The sequence below is a fragment of the Paracoccus sp. TD-10 genome (assembly GCF_048270675.1).
In the GTDB taxonomy this organism is placed as follows: Bacteria; Pseudomonadota; Alphaproteobacteria; order Rhodobacterales; family Rhodobacteraceae; genus Paracoccus; species Paracoccus pantotrophus.
On record NZ_CP182419.1, the window covers coordinates 993,441 to 1,010,712 of the forward strand.

Below are 17,272 nucleotides of genomic sequence, written 5' to 3' on the forward strand. Positions count from 1 at the left end.
GGCTCAATTCGCCGGCGCGGCGGGAGCCGGAGTGGGCGTCTGGGCATCGACCGGCTGGCCCGTGGGCGCGCAGCTGCGCACCAGCTGCTCATAGCGGCTGACCACCCAGCCCGGCGCGTCCTGCGGGATCTGCTGGTCCATCTGGCCACGCATGCGCTCGAACACCTGGGCCGAGCGGGAATTGTCCACCACCGCCACGGGCTGGCTGGCCATCACCCGGTCATAGACGATGAAGGCGATGGCGACGAGCAGGATGCCGCGCGCCACCCCGAACAGGAAGCCCATGCCCTGGTCCACGCCGCCGAGCGCCGAGCGCTGCACCACCGAGGAGAACAGCGGCGTGATGATGGAAAACAGCACCAGCGCCAGCGCAAAGACCGCGGCGAAGCCGGCGATGGTGGCCAGTTCGCAGCTGTCGGCCAGGAACTTGTTCAGCCCCGGCACCTGCGCCACCATCGGCCGCACCGTCGGCGCGAAGATGAAGGCCAGCACGGCCGCGCCGATCCAGCCCAGGATCGCCAGCGATTCGCGCACGAATCCCCGCGCATAGGCCAGGATCGCCGAGAGGATGATCACGGCTGCGACGATGCCGTCGATGATGGTGAATCCGTCCATTTTCACGCCCTTTCGCGGGATTGTCCGCGTCTTTGGGACGAGTTCATCCGGCGCCGAATGTCTCGCCCACGAAACTTGTCAGATCCGGGGTGCGGTCGATCCGCATCCCGGCCACGCCCTCGACCTTGGTGGCCGAAGGCAGGATCGCTCGTGAAAAACCAAGTTTCTGCGCCTCTTTCAACCTGTTTTCCGCCTGCGCGACCGGGCGCAGCGCGCCCGACAGGCTGATTTCCCCGAAAAGCACCGCCTCGGCCGGCAGCGCCACGTCCTCGCGCGCGCTGAGCAACGCCGCAGCGATGGCAAGATCCGCGGCAGGCTCGGCGACGCGCATCCCCCCGGCAACGTTGAGAAAAACGTCGAGCCCGGCAAAGGGGACGGCGCAGCGCGCCTCCAGCACGGCGAGAATGGTCGAGACCCGGCCGCTATCCAGTCCGACCACGGTTCGGCGGGGACTTGCCAATGTCGAGGGCGCGACCAGCGCCTGCACCTCGGTCAGCACCGGGCGCGTGCCCTCGATCCCGGCGAAGACCGCCGAGCCGGCGCTGGCCTCGCCGCGTTCGGACAGAAACAGCGCCGAGGGGTTGGCGACCTCGGAAAGCCCGCCGCCGGTCATCTCGAAGACGCCGATCTCGTCCGCCGGGCCGAAGCGGTTCTTGTGGGCGCGCAGGATGCGGAACTGGTGGCCGCGCTCGCCCTCGAAATAAAGCACGGTGTCGACCATGTGCTCGACCACGCGGGGACCGGCGATCTGGCCCTCCTTGGTGACATGGCCGACGAGGATGACCGAGGTGCCGCGCCGCTTGGCGAAGGTGACGAGCTCATGCGCGCTGGCGCGGACCTGGCCGACCGAGCCCGGCGCCGCCTCGATCCGGTCGGACCAGAGCGTCTGGATCGAATCGATCACCGCGACATCGGGCCGCTCGGCATCGAGCGTGGTCAGGATGTCGCGCAAGGCGGTCTCGGCGCCCAGGCGGACGGGCGCGTCGCCGAGACCCAGGCGCTGCGCGCGCAGCCGGACCTGGGCGCTGGCTTCCTCGCCCGAGATGTAGACGGCCTGCTGGCCGGCGCGGGCGAAGGCGGCGGCGGCCTGCAAGAGCAGCGTGGACTTGCCGATGCCCGGATCGCCGCCGACCAGGATCGCCGAGCCGGGAACCAGCCCGCCGCCCAGCACCCGGTCCAGTTCGGCGATACCCGAGGTGGCGCGCGGCGGCGGCGCCTCTTGCGTGGCGAGGCCGGAAAGCGGGATCGGCTTGCCCTTGAGCGTGCCGAGGCCGCGGCCCGGGCCCTGGGAAAGCGGCGCTTCCTCGATGATGGTGTTCCAGGCACCGCAGGCGTCGCAGCGGCCGGCCCATTTGCGATGGTTGGCGCCGCAGGCGGTGCAGGTGAAGGCGGTGATCGGTTTGGCCATGGCCGTTATCTGGCAGATTGCGCGGGCGCGCGCCAGCCGGGAAGGGCGCTGCCGGCGGCGCGGTCCCCTGGGTATTTGGGGAACGAAGAAGCCGGGTCGCGCCAGGCGGGCGCGGCCGGATGAGTGTTTGGGAAACGGTGAAAGCGGCTCAGGTCACGCCCAGGCCGGCGCGCATCATGATGCGGCGCACCGGGGCGACGGCGTAGAGCCCGCCCAGGGCGGCAGCGCGCAGATCGCGCAGGGGACGCGCCGAGATCATGCTGGCGCGGTTCAGCGCGTCGATGCCGATCAGCCGCGCCAGCGCCTCGGGGCGGCGGCGGCGTTCATAGGCGGCGAGCGAGTCCGCACTGCCGGGATCGCCGGCCGAAAGCGCGATCAGGGCGCCGAGATCGGCAAGGCTCATATTCAGCCCCTGCGCGCCGATGGGCGGCACGACATGCGCCGCCTCGGCGATCAGCGCCGTGCGGGGACCGGTGAAGCGGTCGGCGATCTGGCTGATGATCGGCCATTCCGTCAGCCGCGTGGCCTGGGTCAGATGGCCCAGCACCCCGGCCGAGCGGCGGTTCAGCTCGGCCTCGAAATCCTCGGGCGGCAGGGCGCGCAGCCGGGCGGTTTCCGGGCCGCGCTCCATCCAGACCACGGCCGAGGAGGGCTTGCCGTCGCGATCGGGCAGGGGAACCAGGGTGAAGGGGCCGCCCGAGCGGTGGATCTCTGTCGAGACATTGTCGTGCGGGCGGTCATGGGTGACGGCGAAGGCCAGCGCCTTTTGCCCGTAGCGCAGCGTGCGGATGCCGATGCCGAGCGCCTCGCGGGTGGGCGAGTTGCGGCCGTCGGCGCCGATCACCAGCCTGGCCCGGATGCGGCTGCCATCGGTCAGGGTGGCCAGCGCCTCGCTGTCGCGCGCCACCAGCCCCGCGGTGCCGGTGCCGGGCAGGAAGCGGACGTTTTGCAGGCTGGCGAGCCGTGCTGAGATTTCCCGCTTGAGCAGCCAGTTCGGCAGGTTCCAGCCGAAGGGCTGGTCCGAGATCTCGGAGGCGTCGAAATCGCGGGTGAGCCGCGCCTGCGACAATTTCCCGCCCGCGTCGATGATGCGCATGACCTGGAGCGCGGTGGCATGCGGCGCGAGGCGGTCCCAGAGCCCGGCCGCCTGCAGCACCGCGATCGAGGGGTGCAGGAAGGCGGTGCTGCGCAGGTCCGAACCCTGGGCGCCTTCCTCGGTCACGGGCGGGGCGGGGTCCACGCAGGTCACGGAATGCCCGGCGCTGCCGAAGGCGGCCGCGGCGATCAGCCCGGCGATGCCGCCGCCGGAAACGAGGATCTCGGTATCGTCGATCTGCATGGTCTGGCGCCAGGGCTGGTGAGGGGGGCGGTGCGGGCCGGCCTAGAACCCGGCCGCATAGGCGGCGAGCATGGCGAACATCAGCACGGTCGCCGCAAGGGCGAGCATGCCGAGCGCCGGCAGGCCCCAGAGCAGGAGGCCGACAACCGCCAGCACGACGACCAGCAGCGCGAAGGTGAAAAGGAAGGTGGCGGTGCGCGCCTCGGCCTGCGCCTCGGCGGGGGTGAGTGGTTCGGACATGCGCGTTCCCTGTTTTTCTTGGGTTTCCTGTCGGCGAGGGTCAAATCTTAGCCAAGCTTGGGCTTGCGGCAAGCCCGCGCAGGAAGGCAGCCAGATCCCCGGTGCGGTGATGCACATGCGGGCCATGGTCGTGATCCTGGGCCAGTTCGTCGGGGCCGTGGCGGCCTGGACCGACCAGAATCGTCCGCATTCCAAGCGAATGCGGGATGGCGAGGTTCCGGGGGTCGTCCTCGAACATGGCGGCCTGGGCGGGGTCGAATCCCTCGGCGGCCTGGACTGCGGCATAAGCGCGCGGATCGGGCTTGGGGTGAAAATCCGCCTCCTCGACGCCATGGATGGCGTCGAAGACCATCAGCCCGCGATGTTCCAGCACCCGCGCCGCATAGGCGCTGTCGCCGTTGGTGTGCACGATCTTGCGGCCGGGCAGGGCGGCGATCAGCCCGGCCAGTTCCGGGTCGGGGGTCAGCACCGTGAAGTCGATGTCATGGACCTCGCGCAGATAGGGCAGCGGATCGACGCCATGCTCGGCCATCAGCCCGGCCAGGGTGGTGCCGTGGCTGCGCCAGTAATGGCTGCGCAGCCGGTTGGCCTCGGGTTCGGTCACGCGCAGCTCGCGCATGACGAAGGCGGTCATGCGCCGCTCGATCTGGGCGAAAAGCCTGACCTCGGGCGCATAAAGCGTGTTGTCCAGATCGAAGATCCAGGTGGTGACATGCCGAAAATCCATGGCCCCTGCCTAAACCCGCGGCATGGCGCTTGCAATCGCCGTTCCGAGCGCGGATCGTGCGGGCATGAAAGACGCCTATTCCCTGATCCTCTCTGCCATCGACAATGGCATCTATCGCCCCGGCGACAGGCTGGTCGAATCCGAGCTGGCCGAACGCTTCGGCGTCTCGCGCACCCCGGTCCGCGAGGCGCTGCAGCGGCTGGAGACCCAGTCCATGCTCAAGCGCGACGGGCGCAGCCTGATCGTCGCCACGCTGGACCACAACCAGCTGGCCGAGCTTTACACCGTGCGCGCCGAGCTTGAGGCGCTGGCGGCGCGGCTGGCCGCCCGCCACGCCACGCCCGAAGAGGTGCGCGTGCTGGCCGGCATGGTCGAGGACGACCGCGCCATCCTGGGCGATCCGCAGGCGCTGGCACGGGCGAATCGCCGCTTTCACCACCAGATCCACCTGGCCTCGCATAACCGCTACCTGGTGCAGCAGCTGGACCTGGTGCATCGCAGTATGGCCTTGATGGCGCGCACCAGCCTGGCGGCGCAGGGCCGCGACGTGGTCACGCTGGACGAGCATCAGGCCATCGTCGATGCCATCGCCGCCCATGACGGGGCGGCTGCCGAGCAGGCGCTGCGCCACCATATCTCGATGGCCTTCGAGACCCGGCTGAAGGAAGAGGCGCGGCTGGCAGAGGAGGACGAGGGCTGATGCGCGAGATCCGCGCCGCCGCCGATCTGGAGGAAGGCGCGGCGCATCTGATGCGCGCCTGCCCGGTCTGGGCGCGCGAATTGCCGGCGCTGCTGCCCCTGCCGCTGCGGCGCTGGCCCGAGGGCTTTCCGGCGATCCGCGATGCCGTCGTCTCGCAACAGATCTCGGCCCAGGCCGCGAGTGCCATCGGCGCGCGCATGGCCGCGGCCGGCCTGGCCGATGAGGCGGGGATCGCTGCGGCCGATGACGAGGCGCTGCGCGCCGTGGGCCTGTCGCGGCCGAAGATCCGCTATTTGCGCGGCATCGCCGTGGCGCAGCTCGATTGGGACGGCCTGCGGGTGCTGCCCGACGAGGAGGTGATCGCCCGGCTGACCGCGCTGCCGGGCATCGGGCGCTGGACCGCCGACATCTATCTGAAATTCGCGCTTGGCCGGGCGGATGCCTTTGCCGCGGGCGACCTGGCACTGGCCGAGGCGGCGCGGCTGCTCTACGCCCTGCCGGACCGGCCGCGCCCGGCGGCGCTGGCCGAACTGGCCGAGCCCTGGCGGCCCTGGCGGGCGGTTGCGGCGCGCGCCCTCTGGGCCTATTACCGGGTCGCAAAAGGGCGCGAGGGCGTCCGCTGAAGGGGGACGAGATGCCGCGCGAGTTGAAATCCGAACGCAAGGGCCCGCGCAAGGCCGATTCGGCGGTGGTCTTCCTGCACGGCTATGGCGCCGACGGGGCCGACCTGCTGGGCCTGGCCGACCCGCTGGCGCCGCATCTGCCCGGCACCGCCTTCTATGCCCCGAACGCGCCCGAACGCTGCGTGAACAATCCCATGGGCTATCAATGGTTTCCGATCCCCTGGATGGACGGTTCGTCCGAGGCGCAGGCCCAGGCCTCGGCCGCGCAATCCTTCCAGGACATCAATGCCTTCCTGGACAAGGTTCTGGCGGATGAGGGGCTGGGCGCGGATCGGCTGGCGCTGGTCGGCTTTTCGCAGGGCACGATGATGGCGCTGGCCGTCGCCCCGCAGCGCGACGAGGAGATCGCCGGGGTGGTGGGCTTTTCCGGCCGGCTGCTGGATGCCGAGAACCTGACGCCGGCGCGGGTCAAGCCGCCGGTGCTGCTGATCCATGGCGACCAGGATCCGGTCGTGCCCTTCGAAAGCATGGGCATCGCCGGCGAGGCGCTGCAAAAGGCCGGGTTCACCGTCTATGGCCATGTGATGAAGGGCACGGGGCACGGCATCTCGCCCGACGGGCTGTCGGTCGCGCTGGCCTTCCTGAAAGAGCGGTTTGCCGCCGGGTCATAGGGTTTTCGCCCGGTTTCGCACTTGCGAAACGGTCCGCAGCCCCTACCTTTGAAGTAAGGAGCCAAGGAGGACGCATATGACCCTGATCTGGATGACTGCAATCGCCCTGATTCCGGCCGGCATGGTTTCCCTGCGCCTTCTGGCGCCGCAGCCCGCCGCGGTGCGCGCCCGTCGCTGACCTTCCCGGCCGGCCCCGCGGGCTCACGCCCAGATCGCGGGGTCGGCGATCTCGATCGAGTTCCCGGCAGGATCGCGGAAATACAGCGAGCGGCCGCCCTGGGGCCAGGTGAAATCGGCCTCGATCCCTATTCCCGATGCTTCCAGATGCGCGCGCCAGGCGTCGAATGCGCCGGGCGCGGCGCCCATGCAGAAATGCCCCGGTCCCTTGCTGCCATGCGGCGGCACGGGCAGGCGGGCGCCGGGCTTGGGCGGCACCCGCGTTGCGCTGGCGCGAAACACCAGCAGCACCTGCGCCCCGCAGCGAAAGAAGACATGCCGGCCGGGCACGCGGGCAATTTCCTCCAGGCCGATGATGCCGGTCCAGAAACGGGCGGCCTCGTCCAGATCCTCGGCGTAGAGCGCGGATTCCAGCGTGCCGATCAGCTTGGGCGGGGTTGTGGGCGGCGGTGGCGTCATGCCGCCATCTTGCCAGCAATCGGGCTGCCGGGCCAGACCGGCTTGACCTTGGCCGCGCCGCGCGCCAGCCTGCCCCGGGGCAGGACAGGGACGCGGCATGGCGTGGATCTATCTGGGCGTGGCGGGGCTGCTCGAGGTGGTCTGGGCCTTCGCGATGAAGCAGTCCGAGGGCTTTAGCCGGCCCTGGCCCACCACGATCACCCTGGCCGCCATGGTGGCCAGCGTCTGGTTCCTGTCGCTGTCGATGAAGGTGCTGCCGCTGGGGACCGCCTATGTCATCTGGACCGGCATCGGCGCGGTCGGCACCTTCGTCCTGGGCGTGTTGCTGCTGGGCGAATCGGCCGACGCGCTGCGGCTTGTCGCCGCCGTGCTGATCGTCGCGGGGCTGGTGCTGATGAAGATCGCCTCGCCGCAGTAAAGCCGTCGCGGCGGGCCTTGTCACGCGCCTGTCACGCCGCCCGGCTATTTGTGCGCCAGGCATATATTCAGGGACTTGTCAGCCCGGAGCCGCGATATATAGTCGGTGCCATGTTCTGACCCGTCCCGGACAAGGCGAAGCGAGGGCCGATGCTGGACGACCATGGCGACTTTCGAACCCAATTCGTGCGCGAGCCATCCTTCTTGCGCCACCATCCTGCGCTGGTTCTAAATGCCGATTTCAGGCCGCTCAGCTATTATCCGCTGTCGCTATGGCCCTGGCAGGAAGCGGTGAAGGCGGTGTTCCTGGACCGGGTCCAGATCATCGCCGAATATGACGAGGTGGTGCGAAGCCAGCATCACGCGATACGCATCCCCTCGGTCGTCGTGCTGAAAGATTTCGTCAAACCCCAGAAGCGCGTGGCCTTCACGCGCTTCAATCTTTTTCTGCGGGACGAATTCTGCTGCCAGTATTGCGGCGCCAAGGGCGAGCTGACCTTCGACCATGTCGTGCCGCGCTCGCGCGGGGGCGTGACCAGCTGGGAGAATGTCGTCGCCGCCTGTTCGCCCTGCAACCTGAAGAAGGCCAACAAATCGCTGAAACATTCGGGGCTCAGGCTGCGCCGGCCGCCGCGCCGGCCAACGCCCGAAGAAATGCACGCCGTAGGCCGGCGCTTCCCGCCGAATCACCTGCATGAAAGCTGGATGGATTTCCTGTACTGGGATACGGAACTGCTTTCGGACTAGACGCCGCCGCGTCGGAACGCAGCGGATTTATTGCAGCGCCGGAGAATGCCGGTTAAAGAAGCGGTCAGGTTTGCGTGATGACATCAAGCCTGTGACGCGCCGATTCGCATTCGTCCGGCGCTGCGACCATCGTCCGCGCGCATGGCTGCCCGTAACTTGCGGCCATGCAGGGCGATCAACGAAAAGACAAGAAAGGATCTCGTATGTGGACACGTATTCAGACCGTGGTGGACGGCAACCCCGTTTCGGGTGACTGGACCATTTGCCGCAATGAGGAGCCGGTGGGGCGTATCTGTCACGATCCGAAACAGCCTGGCGTGGCCGCCTGGGCCTGGACGGTCCTGCACGATCCGAGTGCGAACGGGCGGGCATGGACGGAGGAGGCCGCGCTTTCCGCGGTCAAGGAAAACGCCGAGAAGCCAAGCGATGCAGCGGCGTAACGCCGCAGAAATGACGGAAAATGGCGCCAGCGGCGCCCTGTTTCCAGCCCGCCCGCCTGGTGCGGCGGGGTGACTAGCTTCGGTGATCGCGCGTCGTCAGATGCGCGATCGCCGCCGCAAGCAGCGCCAGGAACCCCAGCGCGAACAGCGGAATGCCGATGGCGCTTGCAGCCCAGATCGTCAGCCCGGCGGCCAGGATCACGGCAAGGATCAGGATCAGGAAATGCGGCAGCGGCATGGCATCCTCCGTTGCCTTCAATATGGCCCCGCCGGCGCGCGTCGAAAAGCCCCAGATCCGGCTTTGTGCGTTCCGCTGCCGATTCCGGCTGCGCTTTCGCGGCACGATCTGGAAAATGTTCGCGAAATGTTCTAGTCTGGCGGCATGCGCCTGCCACCCCGCAATCCCGACGAGATCCTGCGCGCCCGCGGCGCCGACTCGCGCCCTGCCGGACGCTTCGAGCCCTATCGAACCGAGCGCGAGGATGACGGCTGGGACATTCCCGAAGAGCAGGCCCTGCTGCGCACCGAGGTCACGCAGGAGCGGGCGCGTTCGATCATCGCCCGCAACAGCTCGCCCGACATCCCCTTCGACCGTTCGATCAACCCCTATCGCGGCTGCGAGCATGGCTGTATCTATTGCTTCGCCCGGCCCAGCCACGCCTATCTGGGCCTGTCGCCGGGCCTGGATTTCGAGACGCGGATCGTCGCCAAGCCCAACGCCCCCGAACTGCTGGAGGCCGAGATCGGCCGGCGCGGCTATGCCGTCGCGCCCATCGCCTTTGGCACCAATACCGATCCCTACCAGCCTGTCGAGGCCAGGCTGGGCATCATGCGCAGCTGCCTGCAGGTGCTGCACGACTGGAACCACCCGCTTAGCCTGGTGACGCGGGGCGCCACGGTGATGCGCGACGCTGATCTGCTCGGGGCGATGGCGGCCAAGGGGCAGGCGATGGTCTGCATTTCCCTGACCACGCTGGACGCGGATCTGGCGCGGCAGATGGAGCCGCGGGCGCCCGCGCCCTCGACCCGGCTGCGAATGATCCGGGTGCTTTCGGATGTCGGCGTGCCGGTGCGGGTCATGGTCGCGCCGATCATCCCGGTGCTGACCGAGCATGAGCTGGAGCGCATCATGCAGGCCGCCCGCGACGCCGGGGCGAGTGCTGCCGGCATGATCCCGATCCGCCTGCCGCTGGAGGTGGCGCCGCTGTTCCGCGACTGGCTGGAGCGGCACCATCCTGGCAAGGCCGCGCATGTCATGGCGCGCATCCAGGCGATGCGCGGCGGACGCGACAACGACCCGCGCTTCGGCAGCCGCATGCGCGGCGAGGGGCCCGAGGCCGACCTGCTGCACCAGCGTTTCCGCCTGGCCCGCAAGCGGCTGGGATTGCAGCGCGAATCCGAAGTGCTGGATTGCAGCCGCTTCGCCCCGCCGCCGCGGGCGGGGGACCAGCTGTCGCTGTTCTGACTACTCGCCCGGCCCCATCACCTGCGCGATGCGGGCCGAGATCCGCTCGGGCGAGGGGCGGGGGCCGCGCGGTGCGGCGACCAGCGCGTCGCGCATGGCGGCCAGATGCGCAGGCGTGGTGCCGCAGCAACCGCCGATGATGCGCACGCCCATGTCGCGCGCCAGCACGGCGAACTCGGCCATGACCTCGGGCGTCGCGTCATAGATCAGCCCGCCGTCCTGATAGCGCGGCACCCCGGCATTCGGTTTGGCGATCAGCGGGCGCTCGTTGCCCGAGGCGGCGAACCCGGCCACGGCCAGCAGCAGCTCGGCCGGGCCGGTGCCGCAATTCGCGCCATAGGCCAGGGGCGGATGCGGCAGCCGGTCGATCAGCGAGGCAAGCTGCGGCGGCGTCACCCCCATCATGCTGCGCCCGCCCGGCTCGAAGCTCATCATGCCGCACCAGGGCATGCCGACCGCCTGTGCGGCCTTGGCGGCGGCGCGCATTTCCTCGGCGGCGCTGATCGTCTCAATCCACAGCACGTCGGCGCCGCCCTCCTTCAGCGCCTGCGCCTGCTGGGTGAACATGGCGGTGGCATCGGCCTCGGTCAGCCGGCCCATCGGCGCCATGATCTCGCCGATCGGGCCGACCGAGCCGGCGACAACCACGGCGCGGCCGACCTCGGCCGCCGCTTCGCGCGCCAGCCGGGCGGCGGCGCGGTTCAGCGCGGCCACGCGGTCTTGCGCCTTGGCCAGCCGCAGCCGGCTGGCATTGGCACCGAAACTGTTGGTCAGGATGATGTCGGCGCCCGCGGCGATCATCTGCCGGTGCAGCACGCGCACCTGGTCGGGATGGGTCTCGCACCACAGGTCCGGCGCCTGGCCCGAAGCCAGCCCCATGTTGTAGAGATTGGTTCCGGTGGCCCCATCGGCCAGCAACCATGGGCGCTCGCCGAGCATCCTCGACAATTGATCAGGCATGGTTTTTCCCGTTTTGCGGCAGGATGGGGAATCATAGCCCATCCTGCCGGGAAGTCATTGCAACATTCGTGGACAGCCCGCGCTCAGCGCGAGCGGATCATGCCCATGATGTCCTTGGTGCGCTCGACGATCGGCTCGGCGATGGCCTGCGCCTGGCCGGCGCCATGGCCCAGGATGCGGTCGATCTCGGCCGGGTCGGCCATGAACTCGGTCATCCGCCGGGTGATCGGCGCCAGGGCCTCGACCGCGACCTCGGCCAGGGCCGGCTTGAAGGCGCCGAAGCCCTGGCCCTCGAACCGGGCCAGCACCTGGTCGCCGCTCTCGCCGGTCAGCGCGGCATAGATATTGACCAGGTTCTTGGCCTCGGGCCGGTCCTTCAGGCCGTCCATCGATCCCGGCAGCGGGTCGGCATCGGTGCGCGCCTTGCGGATCTTTTGCGCGATGGCATCGGCATCGTCGGTCAGGTTGATGCGGCTGGCATCCGAGGGATCGGATTTCGACATCTTCTTGGACCCGTCGCGCAGGGACATGACCCGCGTCGCCGCGCCCTCGATCATCGGCTCGGTGATCGGGAAGAAGTCCACGCCGTAATCGTGGTTGAACTTGGCGGCGATGTCGCGGGTCAGCTCCAGGTGCTGCTTCTGATCCTCGCCCACCGGGACGGCGGTGGCGTGATAGGCCAGGATGTCGGCGGCCATCAGCGACGGGTATGCCAGCAGGCCCAGGCTGGAGTTTTCGCTGTTCTTGCCGGCCTTGTCCTTGAACTGGGTCATCCGGTACATCCAGCCTACCCGCGCCACGGTGTTGAAAAGCCAGGCCAGTTCGGCATGCTGCGAAACCTGGCTCTGGTTGAACAGGATCGAGACCTCAGGATCGACGCCCGAGGCCATGAAGGCCGCCGCGACCTCGCGGGTGTTGTGCCTGAGCTTCTCGGGCTCCTGCCAGACGGTGATCGCATGCAGGTCCACGACGCAATAGATCGTCTCGGCTCCCTTGCCCTGATAGTCCGCAAAGCGTTTCAGCGCGCCCAGATAGTTGCCCAGCGTCAGCCCGCCCGAGGGCTGGATGCCGGAGAAGATGCGCTTGGCGAAGCTCGTGGTCATGGCACTACCTGCTTGGAAAATCCCGGTGGCTGGCTTACCTCTTGCCCCGTCCGGGCGCAACCGCCCGCAGGGTGACGGGTTGCGCAACAGCCCGCTGGAAAGGAGCCATGATGCGACCCGGTTACGATGAATCGCCCCTGAACCCCGTGCCCGCCGTGGTGTGGATGATCGCCCTGCCGATGATCGCCTGCGAGGCGGTGTTCGGCCTTGCGCAGATGGGGTTCATCGGCGGCAGCGGGCAGGGCGCCGGCCTTGCCATGCGCCAGATCGCGGTCGAGCGCACCGCCTATATCCCCGAATTCGTGCTGCGGCTGTGGCAGATGAAGGTGCTCCTGCTGGACCAGAGCTGGCGCATCCTGACCTATTCCTTCGTGCATCTGTCGCTGACCCATGCGCTGTTCGTCATCGTCTTCACGCTGGCGCTGGGAAACCTGATCGCGAACCAGTTCCGGCCTTGGGCGGTCGCGGCGCTGTTCTTCGGCTCGGCCGTCGGGGGCGCGCTGGTCTATACGCTGGCGGCGGGGCTTCTGCCGCAGTTCCGCTTCCAGGCGCTGATCGGCGGCTACCCGGCGGTCTACGGCTTCGTCGGCGCCTTCACCTTCCTGCTCTGGACCCGGCTGGGGCAGGAGAACGCGAACCGGCTGCGCGCCTTCACCCTGATCGGCATGCTGCTGGCCTTCCAGCTGGTCTTCGGCATCCTGTTCCAGGCCGGCAGCCTGACCTGGATCGCCGAGATCGCCGGCTTCTGCTGCGGTTTCCTTTTGTCCTTCGTGCTGGTGCCGGGCGGGATCGGGCGCGTGATGCGCCAGATCCGTCAGCGCTGACGCCGCAGGCCCGCGCGGAGGTCCGAGGGCCGGAACGCGCCCAGCACCAGCGCCGCCACGCCATAGGCCGCCATGCCGCCCAGGACCAGCGCGGCCAGCGCCAGATAGCGGGTGCCGGGCTGCTCCAGCGTATCGCCCAGGGCCAGCATCAGGCCCCAGATCACCGCGCCCATGACCGCGGATGCCGCGCAGATGCGGGGCAGGCGGTGGCGGAAGCGGTCGTCGAGCTCGGCCGCCTCGCCAAAGGCTTTCGTGCCGCGCCAGAGCTGCGCCGCCATGGTCCAGCCGGCGACGGTGGTGCCCCAGGCGGCGGCGGAAAAGCCGATGAAGGGCGCAAGCCCCAGCGCCACCACCGCGTTGACCACCATGGACCAGACAGCGAAGCGGAACGGGGTGCGCGTGTCCTCGCGGGCGAAATACAGCGGCTGCAGCACCTTTTGCAGAACAAAGGCCGGCAGGCCCAGGCCATAGATCGCCAGCGCCAGCGCGGTCGGACCGACATCGGCGGTCAGGAAGGCGCCGCGCCGGAACAGCACCGAGATCAGCGGATAGGCCGCGATCACCAGCGCCACCGCGGCCGGGACGGTCAGGAACAGCGCAAATTCGGCGGCGCGGTTATAGGCATGGCGGCCGCCGCCGGTATCGCCGTTCTTCAGCCGGCGCGAGATGTCGGGCAAGAGCACGATGCCGATGGCGATGCCGACGACGCCCAGCGGCAACTGATACAGCCGGTCGGCATTGGTCAGCCAGGCGATGCCGCGGTCGAAGAACGAGCCGACCTGGCGGCCGACCAGCAGGTTGACCTGCACCACGCCCCCGGCCAGCACCGCGGGTGCCGCCACCGCCAGCAGCCTGCGCATGTCCGGTGACAGCCGCGGCCGGCGCAGCCGCAGCGCAAAGCCCATGCGCTTTGCCGCCCACCAGACCGCGGCAAGCTGGGCGATGCCCGAGACCGGGGTGGACCAGGCCATCGCCAGCCCCATGTCCCAGCCCTGCCAGTCAGCCAGCAGCATGGCCGCGATCAGGATGAGGTTCATCAGCACCGGCGCGGCGGCCGCGGCCATGAAGCGCCCGCCCGCGTTCAGCAGCCCCGACAAGAGCGCCGTCAGCGAGATGAACAGGATATAGGGAAAGCAGATGCGGCCATAGATCACCGCCAGCTCGAAACGCTCGTCGCCCTGAAAGCCCGCCGCCTGCATCAGCACCAGCCAGGGCATCGCCAGATGCGCGACCAGCGACACGGCCAGCACCACCGAGAACAGGCCCGAGAAGGCCTCCTCGGCAAAGCCGCGCGGGTTCTCGCCGCTTTCCAGCCGCTTGGCGAACATCGGCACGAAGGCGGTGTTGAAGGCGCCCTCGGCGAAGAAGCGGCGGAACATGTTGGGCAGGGTGAAGGCGACGATATAGGCCTGCGCCACCGGGCCGGTGCCCAGATAGGCGGCAATCATCACGTCGCGCACGAAGCCCACCACGCGGCTGCCCAGAGTCCACGCCCCCACCGAGAGAAAGCCCCGGATTAGCCTGATCGGTTGCATCTTCTGTCCCTCAGAACGTCCCGCCCGGCGGGCGCTCGGCCCGTTCGGCGCGTTCGGTCCCTTCCTTGATCGCCTGGCGCAGCTTCTTTTCCAGCGACTCGCGGCGGCCCGGCTGGTGCAGCTTCAGCCCGAACATGTCCTTGACATAGAAAGTGTCCACCACCTGCGCGCCGAAGGTGGCGATCACGGCGCTGGCGATCTGGATGTGGTTGTCGGCCAGGGTCCGGGTCAGGTCGTAGAGCAGGCCGGGCCGGTCGCGGGTATCGACCTCGATCACCGTATAGACGTCGGAGGCCTCGTTGTCGAAGGTGACATGGGTCGGGAAGCGGAAGGCGGCCTCGCGCTTCTTGGGCTTGTCGCGGCCGGCCAGGGCCTCGCGCGCGACGATCTCGCCGCCCAGGGTGCGCTGGATCATGGTGCGCAGCCGCGGCAGGCGGTCGGCGGCATAGGGATGGCCGTCCGCGTCCTGCAGCCAGAACACCGCGGTCGCGAAACCGTCCTTGGTGGTATAGGTGCGCGCATCGACGATATTGGCGCCCACCAGCGCCAGCGCCCCGGCCATGCGCGAAAAAATGCCGGGATGGTCGGCCAGCACGAAGGCCGCCCGCGTCGCGTCGCGGTCGGTGTCGGGATGCAGGTCGGTGCGGATCTCGTCCTCGCCCAGATCCTTCAGCATCTCGGCAAAGACATATTGCGTCTCGGTCGGCAGGCCCGGCCAATAGTTGTCGTAATGCCGGCCCAGCTCGGCCTTGATCGCCTTGGGCTCCCAGCCCTTGGCGGTCAGCAGGTGGCGCAGCGACCGCTTGGCCTCGCCGATGCGCTTGTCGCGGTTCAGCTCCTCGAGGCCGTTTTCCAGCGCGCGCTTGGTCTCCTCGTGCAGCTTGCGCAGCAGCATCGCCTTCCAGTTGTTCCAGGTGCCGGGGCCGACGCCGCGGATGTCGCAGACGGTCAGCACCAAGAGCATGTCCAGCCGCTTGGTGGTCTTGACCGCCTTGGCGAAGTCGCGCAGCGTGCGCGGATCGGCGATGTCGCGCTTTTGCGCCACGTCCGACATCAGCAGGTGGTTGCGGATCAGCCATTCGATGGTCTCGATCTCGTCCGCCGGCAGGCCGAAGCGGGTGCAGATGCGCCGCGCCAGCCGGGCGCCCAGGATCGAGTGATCCTCGGCCCGGCCCTTGCCGATGTCATGCAGCAGCACCGCCAGGTAGATCACCCGCCGGTTCACCTTGCCCTTCATGATCTTGCTGACCACGGGCAGATCCTCGGCATCCTCGCCGCGCTCGATGGCAGCCAGCGCCGCGACGCATTGGATCAGGTGCTCGTCCACCGTGTAATGGTGATAGACGTTGAACTGCATCATCGCCACGACCGGGGCAAATTCCGGGATGAAGGCCGCCAGCACGCCCAATTCGTTCATCCGCCGCAGCGAGCGTTCCGGGTTGCCGTGCTTCAAGAGCAGGTCGAGGAAGATCCTGACCGCCTCGGGGTCCGAGCGCATGCGGTCGTCTATGCTGTCCAGGTTGGCCGTGACGGCGCGCATGGCGTCGGGGTGGATCAGGATGCCGGTCCGAAGCGCCTCTTCGAAAAGCCGCAGGATGTTCAGCGGGTCGGACAGGAACTGCCGCTCGTCGCCATAGGTCAGCCGCCCGCGGTCCATGCGGAAGCCGGCGCGGACGCGGCGGCGGCGCTGGAACAGGATGTTCATGATCGGCGCGCGATAGAGGTGGCGGGCCTCCAGCGCGACCAGGAAGACCCGCGTCAGTTCGCCCACGCGGGTGGCGTGCAGGAAATAGTCCTGCATGAAGATCTCGACCGCGCGCCGGCCGCCCAGGTCGCGATAGCCCATGCGGCGGGCGACCTCGACCTGCATGTCGAAGGTCAGCTGGTCCTGCGGCCGTCCGGCGATCAGGTGCAGGTGGCAGCGCACGGCCCAGAGAAAATCCTCGGCCTGCCAGAAGGTCAGATGCTCCTCGCGGGTGAAGAAGCCCAGGTCGACCAGCTCGACGGCGCGGTCGACCCGGTGGATGTATTTCGCGATCCAGTAGAGGGTCTGCAGGTCGCGCAAGCCGCCCTTACCCTCCTTGACGTTCGGTTCCAGCACGTAGCGCTGGCCGCCCTGGCGGCGGTGGCGCTCGGCACGCTCGGCCAGCTTGGCCTCGATGAACTGGGGAACGGTCTTGTCGAACAGCTCGGCCCAGAGCCGGTCGCGCAGGGTTTCGGCGGCGGCGGCATGGCCGCAGATCAGCCGGTGTTCCAGCAGGCTGGTGCGGATGGTGATGTCGCCCGCGCCCAGCCGCAGGCAATCGTCGATCGAGCGCGTGGACTGGCCGATCTTCAGCTTCAGATCCCACAACATGTAGAGCATGGATTCGACGACGCTCTCGGCCCAGCCGCTGACCTTCCACGGCGTCAGGAACAGCAGGTCGACGTCGGATTGCGGCGCCATTTCGGCCCGGCCATAGCCGCCGATGGCCAGCACGGCCAGCCGCTCGGCATCGGTCGGGTTGAGCAGGGGATGCAGGATGGTGGTGGCGACGTGATGGACGGCCGCCACCGTGGCATCGGTCAGGCTGGCGATGGCGCGCACCGTCTCGCGCGCGGCGCGGGGATGGGACATGAAGCCCGCCGCGATATCGCTCATGGCGGCGCTGCGGGCCTGGGCCAGGATGGCCACGGTGCGCGCGCGGATCTCGCGCGGCTCGGCGATGTCGCTCAGCGCCTCGGTCAGCGCCGGCAGGAAGCTTTCGGGGCTGAACATGGAATGCGCCCCAGGCAGGGCCGGGGCGCTTTGCGGCAGGCTGTCGGTGTCCTTGGCGCTCAAG

The 17,272-nt window shown here is 68.7% G+C and carries 19 protein-coding genes; 8 read left to right on the forward strand and 11 right to left on the reverse strand.

What is annotated here, in order from left to right; genetic code table 11:
- Nucleotides 1–3: 3 nt before the first annotated feature.
- From ACNKFW_RS15865 to ACNKFW_RS15885, 5 genes are all read right to left on the reverse strand, one after another.
- A complete protein-coding gene (locus ACNKFW_RS15865; protein ID WP_024845284.1) occupies nucleotides 4–615 on the reverse strand; it encodes a CvpA family protein in 612 nt (203 codons plus the stop codon).
- Nucleotides 616–658: 43 nt separating this feature from the next.
- Nucleotides 659–2,023, reverse strand: coding sequence for a DNA repair protein RadA (radA, locus tag ACNKFW_RS15870; RefSeq protein ID WP_024845283.1), 1,365 nt, complete (start codon nucleotides 2,021–2,023; stop codon nucleotides 659–661).
- Between the two features lie 148 nt (nucleotides 2,024–2,171).
- A complete protein-coding gene (locus ACNKFW_RS15875) occupies nucleotides 2,172–3,362 on the reverse strand; it encodes a UbiH/UbiF family hydroxylase (RefSeq protein WP_147428920.1) in 1,191 nt (396 codons plus the stop codon).
- A gap of 42 nt (nucleotides 3,363–3,404) precedes the next feature.
- Nucleotides 3,405–3,602 carry a hypothetical protein gene (locus ACNKFW_RS15880; protein WP_024845281.1) on the reverse strand — a complete coding sequence of 66 codons (198 nt, stop codon included), beginning with the start codon at nucleotides 3,600–3,602 and terminating at the stop codon, nucleotides 3,405–3,407.
- 40 nt (nucleotides 3,603–3,642) lie between these two features.
- On the reverse strand, nucleotides 3,643–4,329 hold the full coding sequence (locus ACNKFW_RS15885) for a pyrimidine 5'-nucleotidase (protein ID WP_024845280.1): 687 nt from the start codon (nucleotides 4,327–4,329) through the stop codon (nucleotides 3,643–3,645).
- A gap of 64 nt (nucleotides 4,330–4,393) precedes the next feature.
- On the opposite strand from ACNKFW_RS15885, the gene ACNKFW_RS15890 reads away from it, so the two are divergent.
- Genes ACNKFW_RS15890 through ACNKFW_RS15900 form a run of 3 tightly spaced genes read left to right on the forward strand, consistent with a single transcriptional unit; the run spans nucleotide 4,394 to nucleotide 6,323 of the window.
- The gene (locus ACNKFW_RS15890; protein WP_024845279.1) at nucleotides 4,394–5,029 is read left to right on the forward strand and encodes a GntR family transcriptional regulator; all 636 of its coding nucleotides are present in this window, start codon (nucleotides 4,394–4,396) and stop codon (nucleotides 5,027–5,029) included.
- Nucleotides 5,029–5,652 carry a DNA-3-methyladenine glycosylase family protein gene (locus ACNKFW_RS15895; RefSeq protein WP_147428919.1) on the forward strand — a complete coding sequence of 208 codons (624 nt, stop codon included), beginning with the start codon at nucleotides 5,029–5,031 and terminating at the stop codon, nucleotides 5,650–5,652. Before ACNKFW_RS15890 ends, ACNKFW_RS15895 begins: the two co-directional genes overlap by 1 nt.
- 11 nt (nucleotides 5,653–5,663) lie before the next feature.
- Nucleotides 5,664–6,323, forward strand: coding sequence for an alpha/beta hydrolase (locus ACNKFW_RS15900; protein ID WP_024845277.1), 660 nt, complete (start codon nucleotides 5,664–5,666; stop codon nucleotides 6,321–6,323).
- Nucleotides 6,324–6,524: 201 nt separating this feature from the next.
- Here the strand turns inward: ACNKFW_RS15900 and ACNKFW_RS15905 are convergent, their stop codons facing one another.
- Nucleotides 6,525–6,959 (reverse strand): VOC family protein, encoded by a 435-nt coding sequence (locus ACNKFW_RS15905; protein ID WP_147428918.1) that lies wholly within the window; start codon nucleotides 6,957–6,959, stop codon nucleotides 6,525–6,527.
- A 97-nt stretch (nucleotides 6,960–7,056) separates the two neighbouring features.
- Here ACNKFW_RS15905 and ACNKFW_RS15910 point away from each other — a divergent pair, with 97 nt between their 5' ends.
- The 3 genes from ACNKFW_RS15910 (at nucleotide 7,057) to ACNKFW_RS15920 (ending at nucleotide 8,563) form a co-directional block, all read left to right on the forward strand.
- The gene (locus tag ACNKFW_RS15910) at nucleotides 7,057–7,377 is read left to right on the forward strand and encodes a DMT family transporter (RefSeq protein ID WP_147428917.1); all 321 of its coding nucleotides are present in this window, start codon (nucleotides 7,057–7,059) and stop codon (nucleotides 7,375–7,377) included.
- 149 nt (nucleotides 7,378–7,526) lie between these two features.
- Nucleotides 7,527–8,123, forward strand: coding sequence for an HNH endonuclease (locus tag ACNKFW_RS15915; protein WP_028711093.1), 597 nt, complete (start codon nucleotides 7,527–7,529; stop codon nucleotides 8,121–8,123).
- Nucleotides 8,124–8,326: 203 nt separating this feature from the next.
- The gene (locus ACNKFW_RS15920; protein WP_028711094.1) at nucleotides 8,327–8,563 is read left to right on the forward strand and encodes a hypothetical protein; all 237 of its coding nucleotides are present in this window, start codon (nucleotides 8,327–8,329) and stop codon (nucleotides 8,561–8,563) included.
- Nucleotides 8,564–8,636: 73 nt separating this feature from the next.
- Here ACNKFW_RS15920 and ACNKFW_RS15925 read toward each other — a convergent pair whose 3' ends face one another.
- On the reverse strand, nucleotides 8,637–8,801 hold the full coding sequence (locus ACNKFW_RS15925) for a hypothetical protein (protein WP_166435398.1): 165 nt from the start codon (nucleotides 8,799–8,801) through the stop codon (nucleotides 8,637–8,639).
- A 144-nt stretch (nucleotides 8,802–8,945) separates the two neighbouring features.
- Here ACNKFW_RS15925 and ACNKFW_RS15930 point away from each other — a divergent pair, with 144 nt between their 5' ends.
- Nucleotides 8,946–10,028 (forward strand): PA0069 family radical SAM protein, encoded by a 1,083-nt coding sequence (locus ACNKFW_RS15930; RefSeq protein WP_024845273.1) that lies wholly within the window; start codon nucleotides 8,946–8,948, stop codon nucleotides 10,026–10,028.
- On the opposite strand, the gene bmt is transcribed toward ACNKFW_RS15930, so the two are convergent.
- Entirely contained in the window at nucleotides 10,029–10,988 is a 960-nt protein-coding gene (bmt, locus tag ACNKFW_RS15935) for a betaine--homocysteine S-methyltransferase (protein ID WP_024845272.1), read from the reverse strand. It abuts the gene before it with no gap.
- 83 nt (nucleotides 10,989–11,071) lie between these two features.
- The gene (trpS, locus tag ACNKFW_RS15940; protein ID WP_147428916.1) at nucleotides 11,072–12,091 is read right to left on the reverse strand and encodes a tryptophan--tRNA ligase; all 1,020 of its coding nucleotides are present in this window, start codon (nucleotides 12,089–12,091) and stop codon (nucleotides 11,072–11,074) included.
- A gap of 107 nt (nucleotides 12,092–12,198) precedes the next feature.
- Here trpS and ACNKFW_RS15945 point away from each other — a divergent pair, with 107 nt between their 5' ends.
- The gene (locus ACNKFW_RS15945) at nucleotides 12,199–12,915 is read left to right on the forward strand and encodes a rhomboid family intramembrane serine protease (protein WP_244314450.1); all 717 of its coding nucleotides are present in this window, start codon (nucleotides 12,199–12,201) and stop codon (nucleotides 12,913–12,915) included.
- On the opposite strand, the gene murJ is transcribed toward ACNKFW_RS15945, so the two are convergent.
- Together murJ and ACNKFW_RS15955 are read right to left on the reverse strand one after the other, a co-directional pair.
- Nucleotides 12,906–14,450: a murein biosynthesis integral membrane protein MurJ gene (gene murJ, locus ACNKFW_RS15950; RefSeq protein ID WP_147428915.1), complete on the reverse strand. Its 1,545-nt coding sequence runs from the start codon at nucleotides 14,448–14,450 to the stop codon at nucleotides 12,906–12,908. The two genes, ACNKFW_RS15945 and murJ, sit on opposite strands and share 10 nt — an antisense overlap.
- Nucleotides 14,451–14,460: 10 nt before the next feature.
- Nucleotides 14,461–17,271 carry a [protein-PII] uridylyltransferase gene (locus ACNKFW_RS15955; protein WP_147428914.1) on the reverse strand — a complete coding sequence of 937 codons (2,811 nt, stop codon included), beginning with the start codon at nucleotides 17,269–17,271 and terminating at the stop codon, nucleotides 14,461–14,463.
- Between the last annotated feature and the right edge of the window lies 1 nt (nucleotide 17,272).